17 protein-coding genes are annotated in these 21,089 nt (G+C 47.1%); 10 read left to right on the forward strand and 7 right to left on the reverse strand.

All coding sequences use genetic code 11. The annotated features are described in order from the left end of the window. The first annotated feature begins 65 nt into the window (after positions 1 to 65). The 5 genes from AB4Z45_RS28775 to AB4Z45_RS28795 all read left to right on the forward strand — a co-directional run bounded on the left by AB4Z45_RS28775 (position 66) and on the right by AB4Z45_RS28795 (position 3,794). Positions 66 to 590 (forward strand): YwhD family protein, encoded by a 525-nt coding sequence (locus AB4Z45_RS28775; protein WP_430053929.1) that lies wholly within the window; start codon positions 66 to 68, stop codon positions 588 to 590. Positions 591 to 896: 306 nt separating this feature from the next. Then, positions 897 to 1,349 (forward strand): sigma-70 family RNA polymerase sigma factor, encoded by a 453-nt coding sequence (locus tag AB4Z45_RS28780; protein WP_441912802.1) that lies wholly within the window; start codon positions 897 to 899, stop codon positions 1,347 to 1,349. Next, a complete protein-coding gene (locus AB4Z45_RS28785; protein WP_441912803.1) occupies positions 1,346 to 1,897 on the forward strand; it encodes a hypothetical protein in 552 nt (183 codons plus the stop codon). The genes AB4Z45_RS28780 and AB4Z45_RS28785 overlap by 4 nt, the downstream gene beginning before the upstream one ends. A 32-nt stretch (positions 1,898 to 1,929) precedes the next feature. Continuing rightward, positions 1,930 to 3,108, forward strand: a complete 1,179-nt coding sequence (locus tag AB4Z45_RS28790; RefSeq protein WP_441912804.1) for a hypothetical protein — start codon at positions 1,930 to 1,932, stop codon at positions 3,106 to 3,108. Further along, the gene (locus tag AB4Z45_RS28795; RefSeq protein WP_441912805.1) at positions 3,105 to 3,794 is read left to right on the forward strand and encodes a hypothetical protein; all 690 of its coding nucleotides are present in this window, start codon (positions 3,105 to 3,107) and stop codon (positions 3,792 to 3,794) included. Before AB4Z45_RS28790 ends, AB4Z45_RS28795 begins: the two co-directional genes overlap by 4 nt. Before the next feature lie 86 nt (positions 3,795 to 3,880). On the opposite strand, the gene AB4Z45_RS28800 is transcribed toward AB4Z45_RS28795, so the two are convergent. From AB4Z45_RS28800 to AB4Z45_RS28830, 7 genes are all read right to left on the reverse strand, one after another. After that, entirely contained in the window at positions 3,881 to 4,900 is a 1,020-nt protein-coding gene (locus tag AB4Z45_RS28800; protein ID WP_441912806.1) for a GNAT family N-acetyltransferase, read from the reverse strand. 170 nt (positions 4,901 to 5,070) lie between these two features. Then, positions 5,071 to 5,409, reverse strand: a complete 339-nt coding sequence (gene cyoD / locus AB4Z45_RS28805) for a cytochrome o ubiquinol oxidase subunit IV (RefSeq protein WP_076271578.1) — start codon at positions 5,407 to 5,409, stop codon at positions 5,071 to 5,073. Position 5,410: 1 nt separating this feature from the next. Further along, positions 5,411 to 6,052, reverse strand: coding sequence for a cytochrome o ubiquinol oxidase subunit III (cyoC, locus tag AB4Z45_RS28810; RefSeq protein WP_076271579.1), 642 nt, complete (start codon positions 6,050 to 6,052; stop codon positions 5,411 to 5,413). Beyond that, entirely contained in the window at positions 6,052 to 8,022 is a 1,971-nt protein-coding gene (locus AB4Z45_RS28815) for a cbb3-type cytochrome c oxidase subunit I (protein WP_076271580.1), read from the reverse strand. The genes cyoC and AB4Z45_RS28815 overlap by 1 nt, the downstream gene beginning before the upstream one ends. A 62-nt stretch (positions 8,023 to 8,084) precedes the next feature. After that, a complete protein-coding gene (gene cyoA, locus AB4Z45_RS28820) occupies positions 8,085 to 9,083 on the reverse strand; it encodes a ubiquinol oxidase subunit II (RefSeq protein WP_441912807.1) in 999 nt (332 codons plus the stop codon). Between the two features lie 287 nt (positions 9,084 to 9,370). Then, entirely contained in the window at positions 9,371 to 9,655 is a 285-nt protein-coding gene (locus AB4Z45_RS28825; protein ID WP_441912808.1) for a hypothetical protein, read from the reverse strand. Between the two features lie 181 nt (positions 9,656 to 9,836). After that, on the reverse strand, positions 9,837 to 11,945 hold the full coding sequence (locus AB4Z45_RS28830; RefSeq protein WP_441912809.1) for a transglycosylase domain-containing protein: 2,109 nt from the start codon (positions 11,943 to 11,945) through the stop codon (positions 9,837 to 9,839). Positions 11,946 to 12,455: 510 nt separating this feature from the next. Here AB4Z45_RS28830 and AB4Z45_RS28835 point away from each other — a divergent pair. From AB4Z45_RS28835 to AB4Z45_RS28855, 5 genes are all read left to right on the forward strand, one after another. Then, positions 12,456 to 15,425, forward strand: a complete 2,970-nt coding sequence (locus AB4Z45_RS28835) for a carbohydrate-binding protein (protein WP_441912810.1) — start codon at positions 12,456 to 12,458, stop codon at positions 15,423 to 15,425. 166 nt (positions 15,426 to 15,591) lie between these two features. Continuing rightward, positions 15,592 to 16,635: a LacI family DNA-binding transcriptional regulator gene (locus AB4Z45_RS28840; protein ID WP_441912811.1), complete on the forward strand. Its 1,044-nt coding sequence runs from the start codon at positions 15,592 to 15,594 to the stop codon at positions 16,633 to 16,635. 243 nt (positions 16,636 to 16,878) lie between these two features. Then, on the forward strand, positions 16,879 to 17,706 hold the full coding sequence (speE, locus tag AB4Z45_RS28845) for a polyamine aminopropyltransferase (protein ID WP_054025894.1): 828 nt from the start codon (positions 16,879 to 16,881) through the stop codon (positions 17,704 to 17,706). A 38-nt stretch (positions 17,707 to 17,744) separates the two neighbouring features. Next, entirely contained in the window at positions 17,745 to 18,614 is an 870-nt protein-coding gene (gene speB, locus AB4Z45_RS28850; RefSeq protein WP_102708963.1) for an agmatinase, read from the forward strand. Between the two features lie 195 nt (positions 18,615 to 18,809). After that, positions 18,810 to 21,059 (forward strand): bifunctional 2',3'-cyclic-nucleotide 2'-phosphodiesterase/3'-nucleotidase, encoded by a 2,250-nt coding sequence (locus AB4Z45_RS28855; protein WP_441912812.1) that lies wholly within the window; start codon positions 18,810 to 18,812, stop codon positions 21,057 to 21,059. Positions 21,060 to 21,089: the final 30 nt, after the last annotated feature.

Consider the following 21,089-nt stretch of genomic DNA (forward strand, 5'->3'; position numbering starts at 1 on the left):
ATGTTTGCTTTTCGATGATTATTAGCTAAAATGGAATTATTGTATCGGGGAAGGTGTGAATACGAATGACGGAAGAACAAGGACAGCCGGCTGAGCCGGTAAAGAAAGAAAAGAAATCACTGTCGCTCAACGTAGTGAGCAGCAAACAACATAAAGGTTTTGGAGCAGGAACGATCGATTTGAGCGCGGTATCCTGTGTTATTATTGATGATGGCGTTGCTTATATCGATGTTGGCGCTATGCATGCAAAGAGTAAAGTAGAGCGTGGCATTAAGTTTACGCCAAACAAAGAGGATACTCCGAACGGTCGTCAATGCTGGATCGTATGGGTAGCGGTTGACCGCAATGAAGAAGGCTCCTATTACGCGGGCGCTACGGCATGCGAGATGCTGATTGATTCCGAGGCGCGTCGCGGGTGGAAGCTTCTTCCGGATCACGTGAACAAGCTGGATCAATCACTCAAACGCCGCTATAACTTGTCCGAGCTTGGCGATGTCGATAAATCGGCGCTTCGCAAGCTGCTTGTGGAGCATAATCTTGAGTGGTGGGATCGCTCCCCAGATGAGCTTAAGCAAGCTTTGAACGTATAGCAGCTGGCCGTTATTAGCAGCAGATTGAGTTTATTGTGAATTATGGATGAGAACCTCATCGTTCGTAGGCTAGTCCTATCGAATGATGAGGTTTTCCGCGTTGATAGAGGCTGTTAAAGCATTATAAAAATTTTTTTGGCAGCAAGTGCAGGGTATGCGGGACAAGCTGGCGTCTATTAGATTGGGAAGGAGGGGAGCGACATTCAAGACGAGGATTGGATCAGAGAGGTACAGAAGGGCGGGCCCGAGCATTTTGGTCCTTTTGTACAGGCATATGGTCCTTATATATATAGAACAGTCTTCGCAGTGCTTCGTTCACCGCATGATGCGGAGGATATTACACAGGAAGTGCTGCTGCAAATTTATCGCTCCCTTCCGGATTGTCGATTGGATGGGCTCAAAACATGGATTACCCGTATTGCCGTCAATCGAGCGATCGATTTCAAACGCAGCCGTGCACGAAAGCCAGAGGAGCTAATGGATAGCGAAGCGATGTCTGAAAAAGTACATGAAGAACTTGTGTCTGCTCCTGCTGCAGAAACATTAGCCATCGAACAGGCGGATAGGCAGCAGATACGAGAGCGAGTGGAAGAAATGCCGGAAAACTATCGTGAAGTCATAACCGCTTATTATATGGAAGACAAGTCATATGAACAAATCGCAGCCGAAACTGGACTTGAACGCAAAAGCGTAGAGTCCAGGCTGTACCGGGCAAGAGGCTGGATGAAGCGCCATTTTCGGAAGGAGGACTTCGAATGATGATTGAGCATATTTCTTCTGATCAAATGTTTCGTTACGTAAACGACAGACTGGTTGAGGCTGAGCGTATACCGGTTGAGCAGCATTTGGCTGCTTGCGACTTTTGTTTGCAGCTGTTCGTCATTGCGATTGAAACAGCTGAGGGCGAGATGCAGTGGGCAGATTCTCATTTAACGACGCCGCTGCCTAACATGGAGCAAATAGAGAAGCGTGTCGTGGAGCAATTGATGATGGAGCAGGAACATGATCATGAAGAAGTCGGGGCAAGTACTATACAAGAGAAGCCTCGCCGTCTGCGGACATGGCTTCAGCATCCGGTAACGCATTACACCATAGCAGCTTCGATTACGCTGCTCCTGCTCGCCAGCGGAACTTTTGCCTCCTTCTCGCAGAAGCTGGCTCAGCTTGATATGAATGAGAATGAACAGCAGGATATAAGGCCGAATCCGCCAGCGGCGGCAGGTGGACATTCCGAATCTTGGTCAGACAGAATGGTTGATCAAACCGGATCGTGGCTCGATGGCTTAAAAGCATCTCGATTTAGATAAATGAAAAAACGAAGATAGAAGGGAATGAATCAATGATGAATAAAAGCCCGTTAGCGGCGTTCTTTCTTTCCTTTTTACCTGGCGTAGGACATGCCTATGCTGGTCGCCCAGTACGTGCGGTTTTGTACGGGGGAGCTTTCTTTGGTTCGATAGGATTGTGTATGCTATTTGGATTAATGGGCGGGTATATGGAGGATACAGTTTATATCTTTTTGTTATTTGTAGCGGCGATGGCGGGAATCATTAATATGATTGACATGGTCATCTTCTTGCTGCTAGGCAAGGGATTGCCGTCAGGCGCTGCTAATCAGCATCCATTCGAGCATCCTGCTGATCATTTCTCGCCAGGCTTCGTTCCTTTGGAGCAGGAGCGCCAGCGCGAGAAGTCGCGTACCATCATGTTCTCTCTGATTCCGGGTCTAGGGCATATGCATATGGGGCTTATGCAGCGGGGCATTACCTTCCTCATTTCCTTCATTGGCTGGTTTGCGATTATCGTCTTCTTAGGCACGATAACGCACAGGGCAGAGCTGCTCGTTTTTCTTTTGGCGCTTCCCGTTATTTGGATATACAGCATGTTTGACGCAATCAGCCAGCTGCATGCCAAGCAGCGCGGGGAGCATGTGGCGGACCGTGCTATATTTGAGGATATGGAATCGTATATCGCCTCTGGGCGTAAAAGCAAAGTACTGGCTATCGCATTAGCTATTTTTCCAGGTGCAGGACATCTGTATCTAGGTTTGCAAAAACGCGGCCTGCAGCTAATGGGCGGTTTTCTTCTCGCCGTCTATATTATGGACAATTTGCGCTTGTCGCTGTTTTTTTTCCTGCTTCCGCTGTTCTGGTGCTTTGCTTTCTTCGATGCGCTGCAGCAGACGTCTCGATATGAGCGTCAGGTGCTTACCGATGAACCGGTATTGACGCAACTTGTCCCTTATCAGCGCTGGTTTGGTTTTGGGCTGCTGGGATTCGGCGTTTATTACCTGCTCGATCGTGTAGCTGTAGAGGTTACTTCTCATTTCTCAAGGGAGCTTTATTCCCAATACATGCAAATTAAATATATGATACCAACGGCTGTTGTCGCATTTATTATGATTATTGTAGGCATGCGTCTAGCTTTCGGAAGCAAGGCATCTCCGGTAATGAGCAAAGGTAAACCGCCAGAGCTTCATAAGCCGGTGCCAAGAAAGTACGAGGAGGATTCGCATTGAACACCAACACGGTAAATATGGCTGAACCGTCTGTCAATCAACCATCAGGCGTTCGCACTTGGCGCGTCGGCTCATTATCCATGGGCGTGACGCTGATTCTCGTGGGGACAGCGTTAGCTGTCTCTCTATGGCAGGACATGGAGGCTTACGAAGTGCTCGTCTGGGTCGCACCCGTCGTTTTCATTATGCTTGGAGCGGAGCTGCTGCTTTACTTGAAGTTTTCTAGCAGTGCGCGTACTATCGTTCGTTATGACTGGATGAGTGTCTTTTTTGTAGGAATGGTTGGAACAGCCAGTCTCGGGCTTGCACTGCTCATGTCAACGGGCTTGTTCGATGAGCTGCAGCGAGGGCTGCAAATGTCGCAGCGATCAGCATTTGTGGAAACGAAGAAAATAGGGGTGCCTGCTGATATTAAGAAGATTGTTGTGCACACCTTGGATGGCGTGACGCTTGAGCAAACGGAAACACGCGAGCTTAAGTTGTTTGGCCAAATTCGATATTGGTCATCCGAGAAGTATGAGCGATTGGACAATAAAATGCTGAAAACTGATGTTGTTGGCTCAACAATGTATGTCATGGTTGGTTCCGTGGATCACCGGGACGGCGGCCTAATCTCAGACACGGTCAGCCCGGAGCTGACATTAATTGTACCGAAGGATGTAGAGGTCGTGGAACAGGGACGTTAGTAGTGGAATTGGAAAAGCAGCTTGAAGCGGGATGTTCTCGCTTCAAGCTGCTTTTTTTAAGAGAGGGGGATATGAGGAGATGTCGTTCATTGCTGTACTTCGATGGGCAACTTACTCAACACCTCTTGAAGAGGAGCCAGGACACGATAAGAGCCGCGAAGAGGTATATAACCTAACTTGCGATTAATGCTGAGAATAGGTGCATTTGTTGAGTCATTATCTGTACGGATATATGCGGCTTGATGCTGTTGAGCAAGCTCAATCGCTTTGAGCTTTAAAGCAAAAGCAATTTTCCTGCCGCGATAAGCTCTGCTTACGCCGGTATATTCATGATACATCCCGTTTGTTTGTGGATTAAGCAGGACATTAGTAACCCCCACGAAGCGGTCGCCGTCAGCAGCGATAATCACTTGCTCAGGCGCATAGCCGTCTACTTTCAAATACCATTTGCGCCATTCGACGAAATCAGGGACCTCACCAAGATAACCGGGAATGTCCACCAGTGTTTCTTTATAGATCTCATATAGCTTCTGTTCGCTTTCTTCACCGGGTTCATCGGCAAGCGTTAGGAAGCGCAGCGTCCCAAGGTCTGGCATGCTTGGAAACTGCGGTTGTTGCGCTCCATCATGATCACCAAGTGTAAGGACGGACTGGAAGGCATGGCGTTCAATTACAAAAGCATGTCGCTTTGCAAACCGAATCGCATCCTCATTATCGTCCCATACTTCAGTAATGAGCGTAGAAGCGCCGATTTTCAGAGCCCATTTGCCAATGTGAGCTAACAGCAATTGGCCGATTCCCTGCTTGCGATAAGGCTCTGATACGACAAGCGTATTGCATAAGTAGCCAGGCTCTGTCCAAGGCGCCCGCCACGTCCAGGCGTAGCCGACAATATCGCCTTGCTCATTTACTGCAACCTGCCGCTCGCGATCGTATCCGGCAAGCAGTCCGTTCTCATCCATCCATGTATGTCCAATCTCATACAGCTTCTTATCTGCATCGTGCAGGTTCTCAGCAGTCGTCGGTTCTGACCACACTTGATTAAGCAATTGTGCAAGCTGCTCGTAGTCCTCTGGCAGCTGCAAGGGGCGTAGTGTAATGGACATGGCGTCCCACCTCATCTTTCGTTTCGGTATTCATATAAGATGATTATGGCACGGATGAAGCAGCCCTTGATAGGGAGAGTTTGACTATAAGCATTAAATAACAAACGAAAAAAAGCTGCGCCAAAGTCTGATAGACTTTAGCACAGCTTTATATTTATTCATATAGCCGATTATGAAGCGACGGCAACGGCATTGTAAGTCATAATCCATACAGAACCTGCAACGATCGTCAGCAAAATAACGAGGCCGAATATAAGCGCCATCAGGTTGAAGCGAGGTTTCTCCTCATCCCGTATGTGCATAAAGAAGATAAGCTGAACAGCAAATTGCAGAACTGCCGTCACAAGGATGAGCAAGGTTGCAGCTTTTTTGCTGAGCAGGTCATTCATTACCACGACAAGCGGAATGATTGTCAGAATGATGGAGAATAGGAAGCCGATCACATAAGACTTCATCGATCCGCCGTGGGACCCGTGTGCGTCCTGCGAATGTGTGTTATGGTTTTCCATCCTACATCACCCCCATCAAATAAACGATTGAGAATACGAAAATCCATACGACATCCAGGAAATGCCAGTACAAGCTGATGATGCCGACTTTGCGCTTCGTAACGGGTGTAATGCCGCGGCGTCTAATCTGAAGAATTAGTGCAATCATCCAGACTAAGCCAAGCGATACGTGAAGTCCGTGTGTGCCGACGAGAACGAAGAAGGCTGACCAGTAGGCACTTGTTCCGATATTAGCGCCTTCGTGCACCAAATGCATGAACTCATTTACTTCAAGATAGATAAATGAAGCGCCGAGCACTGCTGTAATGGCGAGCCAAAGAATAAGGCCGCGCTTGTTGCCTTTGTTCATTTCAAGAACAGCTATACCGCTTGTAAAGCTGCTTGTCAGTAGAATGAAGGTCGAAATGATAATACCGTTCATCTCAAGCAATTCGGCACCTGTCGGTCCGCCGTCTGTGTTGAGACGGAGGACGACATAGGTTGCGAATAACGTACCGAACAAAATAACGTCGGTTATAAGAAACAGCCAGAAGCCGAACATTTTCATCGATTCTTGATCGTGATGATCGTCATGGTGACCGCCGCCGTGTCCAGCGCCGTGTCCGCCATGCGCTCCTGCTGGAGTGGAAACTGCATGTGCCATTATTTTGTCCCCCTTAACGCTGCTTCCGTACGTTCAATCTCATCCACCGGAATGTAATAATCGGTATCGTAAGAGAACGAACGAACAAGCATACATACGGCTACGCCGACTAGACCTGGTATGGCCATCCATAGCCAATCCCATACGAAGCCGAAGCCTGCAATAAACCAGCAGATCGACATAATGAATGGAATACCTGAATTTTTCGGCATATGAATCGGTTCAAGCGGCGCAAGTGGTTTAGCTGGCTGACCATTTGCAATGCGCTGCTTTTCTTCCCACCACTCGTCTTGGCTAGTAACCTGTGGCAAGCGAGCAAAGTTATATAGCGGCGCAGGTGATGGAATCGACCATTCGAGCGTACGACCATCCCATGCATCGCCATCTTTTTCTTTCTTGAAAAACTTGATGCTGTGAGCGATTTGCCATACTTGGAAAATAAACGCGATACCCATCAAGAATGCTCCAACCGTAGAGACGACGTTCAAAGGCTGCCAGCCCATATCGAAGTCATATTCGTTGAAACGACGCGTCATACCCATTAAGCCAAGTGCGTATTGCGGCATGAAACAAACATAGAAGCCGATGTTCCAGAACCAGAATGCCCATTTGCCAAGACCTTCATGCAAACGGAAGCCGAACATTTTTGGCCACCAGTAGTAAAGGCCTGCGAAGTAACCGAACACAACGCCGCCGATAAGCACCTGATGGAAATGCGCGATCAGGAAGTAACTGTTATGGAACTGGAAGTCAGCAGGTGCGACAGACAAGAGCACCCCGGTCATCCCACCGACAACGAAGCAGGGAATAAATGCTACCGTCCACATCATCGGAGTAGTAAACCTAATTCGGCCTCGATACATCGTAAACAGCCAGTTGAATATTTTAACCCCGGTCGGTATTGCGATAATCATCGTCGTCAAAGCGAAGAAAGCATTGACGTTGGCGCCTGAACCCATTGTGAAGAAGTGATGCGCCCATGTAAAGAAAGAGAAGAAGCTGATCGACATAAGCGCGAATACCATTGATTTATAACCGAACAATTTTTTCTTCGAGAAAGCCGAAACAATTTCAGAGAAAATACCAAAAGCAGGCAAGATAACAATATATACTTCAGGATGTCCCCACATCCAGATGAGGTTGATATACATCATCGGGTTGCCCCCGCCGTCGAGCGTAAAGAAGTGAGCGCCCAGATATCGGTCGATGAACAATAGGAACAAGGTAACAGTCAAAATTGGGAATGCGAAAATAATAGTTACACATGATGACAAGACAGACCATACGAACATCGGCATTTGCATAAGCTTCATGCCTGGTGCGCGCATTTTTAGAATCGTAACGATAAAGTTAATACCTGTAGCCAATGAACCGATACCTGAGATTTGGATACCCCATATATAGAAGTCCTGTCCGAGTCCCGGACTTCCTGACAGCTCAGAGAGCGGCGGATAAGCGAGCCATCCTGCATCAGGTGAACCGCCGATAATGAAGGATACGTTAAACAGCATGGCACCGAAGAAGAACATCCAGAAGCTAAGGGAGTTCAAAAACGGGAATGCAACGTCGCGGGCACCAATTTGCAGTGGGACGACGATATTGAATAATCCGAACATAAGCGGCATCGCCATGAACAAGATCATGATTACGCCGTGTGTCGTAAAGATTTGGTTATAGTGATCCGGCTGCAAAAACTCCACTTCAGGCGCTGCGAGCTGAACACGCATGAGCAGCGCATCAACGCCGCCGCGGAACAGCATAAGAATAGATGCGATGATATACATAATACCGATCTTCTTATGGTCGACGCTGGTCAGCCATTCTGTCCAAAGCCAGCGCCATTTTTTGAAAAAGGTAAGCGTGAATATAATCGCCACAACCGACAGGCCGATGGATACTTGAGCCCCTAAAATAAGCGGATCGCCTGTGACGAAAAATTCGGACGCGAAATCTTTAATTTTGTCTAACATGAGGGGTCCTCCTAAAAGTTTGTGGCACAAACTCGCCTCTTAAGCATTTGCTTGAAAGCGGGTTAATGACCCGCATGAATATGAGCATTTAAATCTGGTTTGCTTTTCGTTTCTTTTTGCGTCGCAGACGTATCCGCTGTAATGGATTCTTTATCCGTTTCTGCGGCGGGCTCTGTTGCGCCTCCACCATGATGCTGGTGAGCGCTGCCGTCGCCTTTTACATATTGCGTTACAATTTTATTGAACAATCCTTCAGGGAAGCTGGAGAACAACTGCACATTAGAAGGACCTGGTTCAGTAAGCTTCTCGAACCCATCCATTGTCAGTGCCGGTGACGATGCTTTAACCTCGCTTACCCAAGCTTTATAGTCCTCTTCGGACGTAGCATCCACCTTGAATGTCATTTTGGCAAAATCTTTTCCTGTGAAGTTAGCACCGGAGCCATAATAGCTGCCTTGCTCATCAGCCTGTAGGAATAAGGTCATCGCCATCCCTGACATGGAATAAATTTGTCCGCCGAGTTGTGGAACCCAGAAGGAGTTCATCGCCGTATCCGATGTTAACTGGAATCTAATCGGCGTATCTTCAGGAATCTTCAAATAGTTGACGGTCGCAATATCCTCTTCAGGATATTTAAACAACCATTTCCAATCAAGTGAAGTAACCTGGATCGTAATTGGCGCCTTAGCCGACTCAATCGGTTTGGAAGGCTCGAGCGCATACGTGTATTTGACGGTGACTATAGCAAGAACAAGGATCGCTACAATCGGAATGCTCCACCAGGTAATCTCTAGCTTCGTGCTGTGCTCCCAGTTAGGCTTATAGGAAGCTTTACTGCCGGGCTTATCACGGTACCGCCAGACGATAACAGCTGTCAGGATAAGTACGGGCACGATAATAACCGCACACAGAATGGTTGAAAAATAAATCAAATCTTTCTGAGACTCGCCGATTGGCCCTTTCGGATCGAGCACGATGAATTGCTCGCCGCAGCCGGAAAGCATAACGGCCATTAGCATAATCAGTGCGGGTGTCAGCATACGAAGAAACGGTCTCATCATCAGTTCAACTCCTCAAAATTACTGCTTACGACTACAATAGCAGATCCACAAGGTAATAACTGCGGGGTTAACAATTACGTCAATAATTCGTCTTTATTCTGTAATAGAAAGTTCACGGCTTAGACAACTGTTAGATTTAGGAGCGTTCAGACAGTGAATTGTTCTTACATATAGTAACTTTACCCAAATAAAATTGTTTTGTCCCAGTAAAAGCAAATAGACAGTCGCATCTGGTCATTGACCGAATGTGACTGTCTATTGGTTAAGAGTGATGAAGTTAATTTTAATTATTGAGGCTCTTTAAAATCCTTTGACGACTGCTCTTGGTTAAGGCGTGCATGAACAAGTCCGATCGCTGTGCCAATAACATAAATATGAACGCTGCCGATTAGGAATCCGATGCCGACCATAAGTCCAACATTTTTATCGCTGAAATGGCTTAAGTTAATGAGGCTTAATAAAACGCCAATAGATAAAACGATCCAAGAGATGGCAGTCATTGCCTTTACGAGGCGCTTGACATCTGATTTAGAAGGCTGAATGTTGCTGATTGTTGCGGTTTTTGTTGTCATATTTAACACTCCCGATCAATTGTAAGTGTTTTCTTATCCATACTATACCACAACTTTGTGGTTTTGTTCAAAGAAAATTCACTTTTTGATCATAAGTTGGACAAAAATGCGCAAAGATCACGGTTGGTTCATTATTGGAAGGAACAAAAGCCCTCCTCATTAAAGGAAGGCTGCCGTTTGTTTAGTCTGTCCACCAGCGTTTCAAGTCATTCCACCAAGAGCGTCGTCCTGCTGTACCAGACCCATTTTGAGAGGCGTCACTGTCGTTATTTCCTGCACCCGCAGGCTCGCCGCATACATCAGTCGGCTCCGTTCCGCTGATGAAGGTTTCTAATCGTCTGTGCGGGCAGCTGCTTTCTGCAAGCTTGCCGCTTGTCGGATCGATATACACGTTTACGATGCCTTCCGGAATAGGGAAAATCTTCGGCGGTATGGCAGACAGCGCTTGCTCTGTAAATTTGGCGAAAATGGGAGCAGCGCGATAAGCCTCGGCAACGGTTAATTTACGATCCTTATCGTAACCTACCCACACTGCTGTCGCTAGTTCAGGCGTATACCCAACGAGCCATGCATCTGTTGGGGTCGTACCCGTCTTGCCTGCTATCGGCCGCTTAATAATAGAAGATACGCGGAAAGCTGTTCCGCCTTCTTCAAATACACTCTCCATTAAACTGGTCATAACATAGGCTTCGGCTGGGGTGATGGCTTGCACTGATTTTTGTTTCGCTTCATATAATACCTGTCCTTTGCGATCCTCAATGCGGAGAATCGCAACCGGCTCCATGTGAATACCGCCGTTTGCGAAAGTTCCAAATGCAGAAGCCATTTCGAATGGGCTGACTGGAAAGGTGCCAAGTGCAAGTGAAGGGACCGGCTTCATCGGACTTTCAATTCCCAGCTTCTTTGCCGTTTCAATAACTTTATCAGCGCCGACGGTCATGATGGTGTTAACCGCATAAATATTATCCGAGCTGGCCAGCGCCTGTCTCATATCAATCAGCTCATTCAAATACTTGTCACCGTAGTTGCGCGGTTCATACGTCTTCCGTCCCTCATCATAAGTGAATACAGTTGGTTCACTCTTATAACGGGTAACAGGTGACATAAAACCGCTTTGCAAGGCGGTTAAATATAAGAAAGGCTTAAAGGAGGAGCCGGGTTGGCGCGTCTTTGCAAACACTCGATTATATTGGTTGTTCTTATAATTTCTTCCGCCAACCATCGCTTTGATATATCCGGTGCGCGGATCTATAGCAATGAGCGCCGCCTGCTGCTCGGAATTTTCGGGAAAGCCCTTTGCAATGACCTCTTCAGCCGTTGCTTGCGCGGACGGATCAAGCGTTGTATAGATGGTAATTCCGCCCTCATTCAGCAAATGCTCATTAATGCCTAGCTTGTCGACAGCAATATACCTGATGTAATCGCGAAAATAAGGCGCAAACCCTTCCTGGTCGCCAGAGCCAAGCGTCTGGAAGCTCAGCATTTCCTTATAAGCGGCATCAGCCTGCTCGGATGTAATAGAGCCGCCTTCAAGCATCGCCTGCAAAATAGTAAGCTGGCGGTCCTTTGCATTCTTCATGTTAAGGTACGGCGAATAATACTTAGGACCCTTCGGAATGCCGGCAAGCATCGCGCTTTCTGCAAGCGTGAGCTCGGAAGCGTGTTTATTGAAGTACATCATCGCCGCTGCTTCAATACCATAGGAGCCGTGGCCATAATAAATTTGATTCAAATACATGCCCAGAATTTCGTCTTTGGAGTAATTCATTTCAAGCTGAACCGTGTACATCGCTTCCTTCAGCTTGCGCTGCCAGGTTCGCTCATGCGTTAAATATAGATTGCGTGCGAGCTGCTGAGTGAGCGTGCTTGCGCCTTGGCGTGCCGAGAAGCTTTGAACGTTAACCATAACGGCTCGCGCCATTCCCTTCATATCGAAGCCGCGATGATCGTAGAAGCGGCGATCCTCTATAGCTAAGGTTGCTTCAATTACATAATGCGAAATGTCGGATAGCTGCACAGAACGGCGGTTCTCTCCTGCATGAAACGTATCGATGACATTGCCATGCAAATCAAGCATTTGAGATGTTTGGCTAATTGCGGTGACTGGCAGCGATTGCGTACGTAAAAAGATAAGTGTACCGGCCAAGATGAGTATGAAAAGGGTGAATGCGGCTGCTGCCCATCTCAACCATTTCTTCATTTTCAGAAATTGGGGAAGGAACCTCTCGGTTATAAATGGAAAAGCAGGCCTGCGGCGCAGCTTACCCTGCTGGTTGGAATGTTTTTTCATGGAGCAGGCTCCCTTCATTGCAAAACTTCGCTTTTCCTTAGTATGGAAAAACGAAGAACACCCTATTCACGAAGAGGAGCGTAATCGTAAATAATTGTAGAAGGGGATTAAATAGTATTCATTATATAGATTGATATTCGGACTTTATTCAGTAGCTTTGCATTTCAATTAGCAGCCTGCAATACATTAATAATCGGCTTGAAATTAGGATGTTGACGATAAGGAAAACGCATGATAATCTCTGATTAAAGGTTTAACCACGAACGATTAGCGTTACTTGGTTAAACGTTTAATTGGTTATCGTTATCGTAAAATAAGGCATGGTATTATGCAAAGATCCATGAACCTTCCTTATAATGCTGCTAATGGATCAAAAAATGTTCTATTGAAAGGTGGTGCTGCCTGACATAGTGGATATCGATTTATGTATGCGTTTACATTAAAATCGCACTTATTCAAATCAACGCAGGTAACTGAGCTTCTATTATATGAAAAGGATCGTGATGATTAATGACGAATAGCCTTAAGAAACGTCTATCCGTACTCATTATTATGAGTATGGTGCTCACATTCTTCGCGCAGGCGCAAACCAGCTATGCAGCTTCTTACGAGGCGGAGTCGGCTTCGCTCTCAGGGGGAGCCGTATATGCGAATGATCATACGGGCTATTCCGGGTCTGGCTTCGTTGGCGGTTTTACAGACGGCAATAAGGGAAATGCAGCTGCTCAGTTTACGGTAAGCGCGGCAGCAGCTGGGGTTCATAACGTAACCGTGCGGTATGCGAATGGAAATGGCAGCGCGAAGACGTTGAGCCTATACGTAAATGGCGTCAAAATGAAGCAAACGACGCTGAATGCAACCGCGAATTGGGACAGCTGGACGACCAGCACAGAAGCAGTGACACTCGCAGCAGGCAGCAATACGATCCGCTACAAATTCGACACTACGGACACAGGAAACGTGAACTTAGACAAAATTGATGTTGAAGCAGCCCCAGCTGCGCCAAACACCCTTGAAGCAGAAGCGGCGACTCTTACGGGAGGAACAACTATAGCTAATGATCATACGGGCTATACAGGAACTGGATTTGTTGGCGGCTTCACAGATGGCAACAAAGGAAGCGCAGCGGTACAATTTGCTGTTACGCCAGCCGCAGCTGGGAGCCGTGAGCTGACATTCCGATATGCAAATGGAACGGGCAGCGATAAAACGTTAAGCCTTTATCTGAATGGAACAAAGCTTCGTCAAGTGACGCTTCCCGCTACATCGAATTGGGACACATGGGGCACCAAGCTGGAAGTCGTTGCTCTGAATGCAGGCAGCAATGCCGTTAAGCTTCAATTTGATGCGGCGGATTCTGGAAATATCAATTTGGATAATCTCGTTGTAGGTGCTCTTACAACAATGCCTACACCAACCCCTACAGCAGCACCAACACCAACACCAACCGTGACACCATCGCCTACGCCTACTGTAACACCAACACCAACACCAACGCCGGGTGCGGGATTTGTGTATCAAGCTGAGGATCAATTTTTCTCAGGCGGGGTAACTAAAGCATCGACCTATTTGCAAAACTTCACAAGCGTCGGTGCGAGAGCTGTTTTCACTGTTAACCTTACTGCGGAAGGGAATTCGGCCGTTGAGCTTCGCTACGCAAATGGAACAGGGGCGAGCAAGACGATAAATATTTACGTGAACGGTGTTTTTGTTAAAACAACAACGCTCTCAGCAACAGGAGGAGCTACCACTTGGGGCAGTCAAAGCGAGACGCTGAGCCTCCGCAAAGGTTTAAATACGATTACGTATCAATATGACAGCGGAAATAGCGGTGGAATAGCAATTGATTACATTTCCGCAGCAGGTGGAATCAGCTTGGCGGCGCGGGGAGCAACCGTACCTTATCAAGAGCTGGAAGCGGAGAGCGGCACGACGAACGCTCAGGTGCTTGCAGCAAACCGTACTTATTTGACTGTTGAATCCGAATCGTCGGGAAGACGCGCTGTAAAGCTGACATCTACTGGTCACTATGTGCAGTGGACAGCGCCACTAGCTGCTAACTCTGTTGTTGTCAGGTATAGTATGCCTGATTCAGCTGGGGGCGGCGGTACGAATGGAACACTTAGCCTTTATGTGAACGGAGCTAAAACACAGACACTCAGCCTGACGTCACGTTATGCATGGACGTATGGCGCTTATCCGTACAACGACAATGCTGCGAACGGCGAAGGACATCGCTTCTATGATGAGAGCCGCTTCCTTGTCGGAAACATTCCTGCTGGAGCTACGGTAAAGCTGCAGAAGGATTCTGGCGATACAGCTTCTTACTATACGATTGATCTTATTAACTTGGAACAAGTAGATGCCGCCTACACAATGCCTGCTAATTTCGTGAGCATTACCTCCTTCGGAGCTGTTGCGAACGATGCAGGTGATGATACGCAAGCGATTCGCGACGCTATCGCTAATGCGAAGTCGACAGGCAAAGCAGGCGTGTGGATTCCATCAGGCACCTTCCGAATGAATGACCGAGTGAATGTGAACGGTATCCATATTCGCGGCGCTGGCATGTGGTACTCTAATTTGCAAGGCACTAACGGGAAAGGCGGCTTTTATGGCGTAGGCGGTAATGTAACGATTACCGATCTTGCGATTACGGGAGATTCGCTGTATCGGAACGACGGTGCGGATCACGCTGCTTTCGAAGGAAACTTTGGAACAGGCTCGCTTATTCAAAATGTATGGATCGAGCATACGAAGGTGGGCTTCTGGCTGCAGTCTGGAACGGACGGTTTATATGTAGTCGGAGGTAAGATTCGCAATACATGGGCGGATGGAGTAAACCTTCACGGCGGTGTCAAAAATACAACGATCAGCCATTTCAGTGTACGCAACACAGGAGACGACGCCTTCGCAATGTGGTCGGACGGCTTACCGAATGAGAACAGCATGTTCCGCTATAATATCGCCCAGGTTCCTGTTCTTGCAAATACTTACGCCCTTTACGGCGGCAAAGACAACAAGATATGGGATAACATAGGCGCAGATACGGTGACGGCTTCTGCAGGAATCGTGGTCAGTACAAGGTTCAATGCGGTTGCATTTAGCGGCACGACTGAAGTGAAACGAAATACGCTGAACCGTACAGGCGGCTGGGAGCGCAACTGGAACACGAGCTTCGGCGGTTTATGGATCTATGCAGAAAATCAGAGCATTTCGGCTCCAGTCGTTGTCGATAATGTTCAAATTAATGACAGCACCTATGAAGCTGTGAAATTCAGCTACAATCAATCGATAACAAACGTGAGCTTTAATCAAGTGAATATCAGCGGCGCCGGCACCTATGGGATTTTGTTTGATTCCGTTACCGGTTCAGGAACATTTAGCAATGTAACGGTCACAGGGGCTGCATCGGGAGGCCTATCCAATCCGAATAATCAGTTTGTAATAACTAGAGGTGCAGGCAACAGCGGCTGGTAGTATGCAATATAGGGGAAGCAGGCTGGCTCGCTTGAGCCGGTTTGCTTCTTCTTTTTTATATTTTCGGAGTACAAATTTTAGTGCCTCCACAAATAAGCTATACTATGATAAAACGTTTAACTCAAGGAGCCGGATGGGCTTTGAGACGAAAGAGAGCGATAAGAGGATGAAAAATGAAGTAAGCATCGTAGACGTTGCCAAGGTGGCTGGTGTATCGATTGCGACGGTATCTAATGTTATTAACGGCAAGGGAAGGGTATCGGGCACAACGAAAGAAAATATCGAGCGGGTAATTACCGAGCTTGGCTACACGCCAAATCTGCCTGCTAGAAATCTGAAGACTCGGCGTACGCATCTTGTTGGACTCGTCGTACCGATGATGCAGCCTGGGAGGCTGCAGGACAACCCATTTTATTGGGACCTGCTTACAGGTGTGGAAGAAGGGGCTCGTGATCGCCAATTTCATATTATTTTATCGGGTATTGATGAGAGCACAGAAACATTCACATTCGCCAAGGAGCGTCGATTGGATGGGTTAATCGTGATGGGGACGAATGAGGGCTCGCAGGCAGTTGATCGCATTGTAAACTTAGGCATGCCTGCCGTCTTTATTGATAGCTACTTGAAGCGGGAGGATCTATATCAAGTTAATTTAGAGGACAGAAAAGGAAGCTATCGCGCGATTCGTTATTTAATCGACCAAGGACATCGACGAATTGCGCTTTTAATTGGAGATATTCCGCTTGAGCGCATCACATATTACGGTGTTTTGCATGAGCGATGGTTAGGCTATAAGGATGCGCTGGCAGAAGCGGGTATTCCATACGATCAAGCCTTAATGATCAGGCTCCCGACATCGCTTGATGGCGGCTATCGCGCTGCGGATCAGCTCATCAAGCTTGCGGACGTGACGGCGATCTTCTCGTTTTCGGATGTAAGTGCAATGGGCTTGCTTAAACGGCTGCGAGAACTCGGCAAAAAGGTGCCGGAGGACTATTCGGTAATCGGCTTTGACAATTTGTCCATCTCTAGCTTTACTTCGCCTGCACTAACGACCATCTCTCAAAATATTTTGGAGAAAGGGCAGGAAGCGATCCGCATGCTGCTCGATCAGATTGATGGCAACCCTGTTTTGGAGAGATGCAAGGCTTTGCCGGTAGAGCTGATCATTCGTGAGACGACAGGCTGCGTGAAGCCGGCAAATGGTTGAGAAGGACAGTATACAAAAGAACAGGTATGATCTTCTCAAGATGAATAAAGGCTGTCCCATGTTATGTGGGACAGCCCCTTGTTGTGAAACAGCATCTACATATCGTACGGAAAATCAGGATATTATACTTAATAAAATCTTTGAAAAACGTTAATGCACGGATTGTCTAGAGTACTTGTAGTGATTTAATAATTTTACTATAATACAGGTTGAACGATTGAAGGAAAGAAGGGATTTAACACCATGGAATTGTGGTATACGGAAAAACAAACAGATAGCTTCGGCATAACGGCGAAGATCACTAAGACTTACGTTAATGAACAAACAGATTTTCAACAGCTTGATATGATCGAAACGGAAGAGTTTGGAACGATGCTTGTTCTCGACGGTATGGTTATGACCACGGTTAAGGATGAGTTCGTTTACCACGAAATGGTTGCGCATCCTGTACTTTTCACGCATCCGAATCCGGAGTACGTGCTTGTTGTTGGCGGCGGAGACGGCGGCGTTATTCGTGAAGTAATGAAACATCCGAAGGTGAAGAAGGCAGTTCTTGTCGACATCGACGGTAAAGTAATCGAGTACTCCAAAAAATACTTGCCATCCATCGCTGGCGAGCTCGACAACCCGCGTGTTGAAGTGCTTGTAAACGACGGCTTTATGCATATTCATGATCATAAAAACACCTATGACGTTATTATGGTTGATTCCACTGAACCGGTTGGCCCTGCGGCAAACCTATTTACGAAGGGCTTCTACCAAGGCATCTACGAAGCATTGAAAGAAGACGGCATCTTCGTTGCTCAAACGGACAACCCATGGTTTAAAGCGGACCTGATCCAAAGCGTAAACAAAGACGTGAAGGAAGTATTCCCGATCGTTCGTGTATATGGCGCGAACATTCCTACTTACCCAAGCGGTCTGTGGACGTTCACAATGGGCAGCAAGAAACACGATCCTCTTGCTGTTGATGAGACAGCAATTCCAGAAATTGATACAAAATATTACACGCCTCGTCTTCACAAAGCAGCATTCGTGCTTCCTAAATTTGTTGAAGATCTTGTGAAGTAACAAGCGGCTACGCTTCAGGAAAGAGAGGGACATACCTCATGAAATTGGATCAAAAATATTCAGGCAATGTCTTCATTTTGAGCTCTGAAAACTACGAAGCTTCCAAAGCGGTTATCTACGGGATGCCGATGGATTTCACGGTTAGCTTCCGTCCAGGCTCCCGTTTCGGCCCTCCTCGCATTCGCGAAGTGTCGATTGGACTTGAAGAATACAGCCCTTACCTAGATCGCAGCCTCGAGGATATTGAATATTTCGATGCTGGTGATTTGCTGCTTCCTTTCGGAAACGCAGCGCGCAGTCTGGAAATCATCGGCGAATTCGTTCGCGGTGTGCTAGACGACGGCAAAATTCCTGTTGGTCTCGGCGGCGAACATCTTGTTTCTTGGCCGATCTTCCAAGAGGTGTACAAAAAGTACCCTGATCTTGCGATCATTCACTTCGACGCTCACGCTGATTTGCGCGAGTCGTATGAAGGCGAGCCGTTGTCCCACTCTACGCCGCTGCGCAAAGCAGCTGGTCTTATGGGTGGACAGAACATTTACCAGTTCGGTATTCGTTCAGGATCGCGCGAAGAGTGGCAATATGCACGCGAGAACATCAACTTCCATCCGTTTGAGGTTTTGGAGCCGCTTAAGAAGGTGCTTCCTGAGCTCGAAGGACGTCCGGTTTATTTAACGATCGACATCGATGTGCTTGATCCATCTGCAGCACCAGGTACAGGTACAGCGGAAGCGGGCGGCATTACATCGAAGGAGCTTATTGAATCCGTTCATGCCATTGCACGTTCCGGCGTGAACATTGTGGGCTTCGATCTCGTTGAGGTTGCGCCAGCTTATGATCCGACGGAGCAAACGCAAATTGTTGCGGCGAAGGTTATTCGCGAGATGCTTCTAGGCTTTTTGAAATAGTCATTAATTATAGTGAAGGCTTCACTGCCAGCGGTCATTTATCCGCGTGGCGTGAAGCCTTTTTTTTATTGTAAAAGGGCACTTTGGATTAACAAAATAAATAAATGACAATTCAGAATATTTGAATTAATATATTGTAGGAAAACATTATTTCATCTTGTGCTTGCAGCAGAGCATCTTATTAATAGAAAGAGAATGAAGGAGGCGTTTTTGTTGGTTAACAAATCGGTGTGGAAGGGTGCTTTAGCTGCTGCTATTACCGTTAGTCTAGGGGCTATGCCGTTCACGGCAATGGCTGATGCGGGTGCAGGGAATACAGTGCAGCTGCGAATTATGGAAACGTCGGACCTGCACGTGAACATGATGAACTATGACTATTTTGCGGACAAGCCTACTGATGAATATGGGTTCGCGAAGACGGCTACGCTCATCAAGAAAGCGCGGGAGGAAGCTCCGAACAGTCTATTATTTGATAATGGCGATTTGATTCAAGGAAATCCCCTAGGTGATTATGTCGCTACTGTTGATAAGCTGAAGCAGGGCGAGACGCACCCGGTGTATAAAGCTATGAATTTGCTTAACTACGATGCAGGCAACTTAGGCAATCATGAATTCAATTATGGCTTATCATTTCTGGACACCTCGCTCGCGGGCGCAGACTTTCCTTATGTAAATGCAAACATTTATAAAGTAGATGGAGACAAGGATGAGACGAATGATGTTAATTTGTTTAAACCTTATCTCATTATTGATAAAGAGGTAACAGACAGCAAGGGCGCGAAGCATAAGCTGAAGGTAGGCGTGATTGGCTTTGTGCCTCCGCAAATTACAACATGGGACAAAGCTCATCTAGAAGGCAAGGTTATCGTTAAGGATGTTGTCAAAACGGCAGAAAAGTTTGTACCGGAAATGAAAGCGAAGGGAGCGGATATCATTGTTGCGATTCCGCACTCGGGCTTTGAAGATATTCCGCAATCAGAGCTGATGGAAAATTCTGTGCTCTATTTAAGCAAAGTTGCTGGCATTAATGCGATTTTGTTCGGACATGCGCATAAAGTATTCCCTGACAAATCGTTTGAAGGAAAAACGGGTGTCGATCTCGCCAAAGGAACGATTAACGGAGTGCCTGCGGTTGAGCCGGGCTTCTGGGGAAATAATCTTGGTATTATTGATTTAACACTGGAGAACAAGGATGGGAAATGGGCCGTTGTCGATTCGAAAAGCACGGTTAAGCCTATCTTTGATGCGGTAAATAAGGTACCTCTTGTAGAAGCTGACAAAGCTGTTGTCGATGCGGTGAAAGAGGATCATGAGCATACGCTTGCGTATGTGCGAGGGCCTGTCGGCAAGACGACAGCGTCAATCAACAGCTGGTTTGCTCTTGTTCAAGATGATCCATCCATTCAGATCGTTACGAATGCACAAAAATGGTATGTAGAGAAGCAGCTGCAGGGAACGGAATATGAAGGGCTTCCTGTTCTTTCGGCAGGAGCGCCGTTTAAGGCTGGCGGCCGCCAAGGACCGAATTATTATACCAATATTCAGGCGGGCGATATTGCAATCAAGAATGTTGCCGATTTGTATTTGTACTCGAATACTGTGAATGCTGTACTCGTCACAGGAGCGGAGATTAAAGAATGGCTCGAGTGGTCGGCTGGTCAATTCAAGCAGATCGACGCATCAAGCACAGAGAAGCAAGAGCTGATCAATTATGATTTTCCAACGTACAACTTCGATGTAATTGACGGTGTGACCTATCAGATCGATGTTGCACAACCGACGAAGTATGAAGCTGGCGGCGCGCTCAAGAACGAAAGCGCGAAGCGGATCGTTAATTTGCAGTTTGAAGGAAAACCAATTAAGGCGGATCAGAAGTTCGTTGTTGCAACGAACAACTATCGCGCATCTTCCAGCAAATTCGCAAACCCAGACGGCAAACGTATTATCCTTGCTTCCCCGGATGAGAACCGCCAGGTTGTCATTGACTACATTCGCTCCTTCAAGACGATTGATCCGGCAGCGGACGGCAACTGGTCGCTAGCGGCAATTAATGACACCGTGAACGTGACAATCAAGACGTCACCGGAAGCAAAGAGTGCAGCGGAAGCGAATAAGTTGACTTCCTACACGGGTGATACAGCTGATGGTTATGCAGAGTTTAAGCTTAATCTAAGTCCGAAGTCAGTAGTATTGCCGGTAGAACCAACAAAACCGACAACACCAACAAAACCGACGAAGCCGACAGAGCCAGCTAAACCTGAGAAGCCAACGACTTCTGTTCCAACGGCTCCTCAAGCTTCGGTTTATACGGTGAAAGCTGGGGATACTCTTTATGCAATAGCTTTGGAGCACGGAACGACATGGCAGAAATTAGCCAGCTACAATAAGCTAAAGAACCCGAATAGAATCTATCCGGGTCAAAGCATAAAGATTCCGGCTAAATAATCGATTCGGATTGATAAAAAGACGTTTTCC

This window comes from Paenibacillus sp. MCAF9, from assembly GCF_052114265.1.
Lineage (GTDB): Bacteria > Bacillota > Bacilli > Paenibacillales > Paenibacillaceae > Pristimantibacillus.

Excerpts from the sequence above, each read along its gene's own strand:
- AB4Z45_RS28775 (WP_430053929.1), top strand. The coding sequence starts at position 66 with ATGACGGAAGAACAAGGACAGCCGGCTGAGCCGGTAAAGAAAGAAAAG.
- AB4Z45_RS28785 (WP_441912803.1), top strand. The coding sequence starts at position 1,346 with ATGATGATTGAGCATATTTCTTCTGATCAAATGTTTCGTTACGTAAAC.
- AB4Z45_RS28790 (WP_441912804.1), top strand. The coding sequence starts at position 1,930 with ATGATGAATAAAAGCCCGTTAGCGGCGTTCTTTCTTTCCTTTTTACCT.
- AB4Z45_RS28800 (WP_441912806.1), bottom strand. The coding sequence starts at position 4,900 with ATGTCCATTACACTACGCCCCTTGCAGCTGCCAGAGGACTACGAGCAG.
- cyoD (WP_076271578.1), bottom strand. The coding sequence starts at position 5,409 with ATGGAAAACCATAACACACATTCGCAGGACGCACACGGGTCCCACGGC.
- cyoC (WP_076271579.1), bottom strand. The coding sequence starts at position 6,052 with ATGGCACATGCAGTTTCCACTCCAGCAGGAGCGCATGGCGGACACGGC.
- AB4Z45_RS28815 (WP_076271580.1), bottom strand. The coding sequence starts at position 8,022 with ATGTTAGACAAAATTAAAGATTTCGCGTCCGAATTTTTCGTCACAGGC.
- cyoA (WP_441912807.1), bottom strand. The coding sequence starts at position 9,083 with ATGATGAGACCGTTTCTTCGTATGCTGACACCCGCACTGATTATGCTA.
- AB4Z45_RS28825 (WP_441912808.1), bottom strand. The coding sequence starts at position 9,655 with ATGACAACAAAAACCGCAACAATCAGCAACATTCAGCCTTCTAAATCA.
- AB4Z45_RS28830 (WP_441912809.1), bottom strand. The coding sequence starts at position 11,945 with ATGAAAAAACATTCCAACCAGCAGGGTAAGCTGCGCCGCAGGCCTGCT.
- AB4Z45_RS28835 (WP_441912810.1), top strand. The coding sequence starts at position 12,456 with ATGACGAATAGCCTTAAGAAACGTCTATCCGTACTCATTATTATGAGT.
- AB4Z45_RS28840 (WP_441912811.1), top strand. The coding sequence starts at position 15,592 with ATGAAAAATGAAGTAAGCATCGTAGACGTTGCCAAGGTGGCTGGTGTA.
- speE (WP_054025894.1), top strand. The coding sequence starts at position 16,879 with ATGGAATTGTGGTATACGGAAAAACAAACAGATAGCTTCGGCATAACG.
- speB (WP_102708963.1), top strand. The coding sequence starts at position 17,745 with ATGAAATTGGATCAAAAATATTCAGGCAATGTCTTCATTTTGAGCTCT.
- AB4Z45_RS28855 (WP_441912812.1), top strand. The coding sequence starts at position 18,810 with ATGAAGGAGGCGTTTTTGTTGGTTAACAAATCGGTGTGGAAGGGTGCT.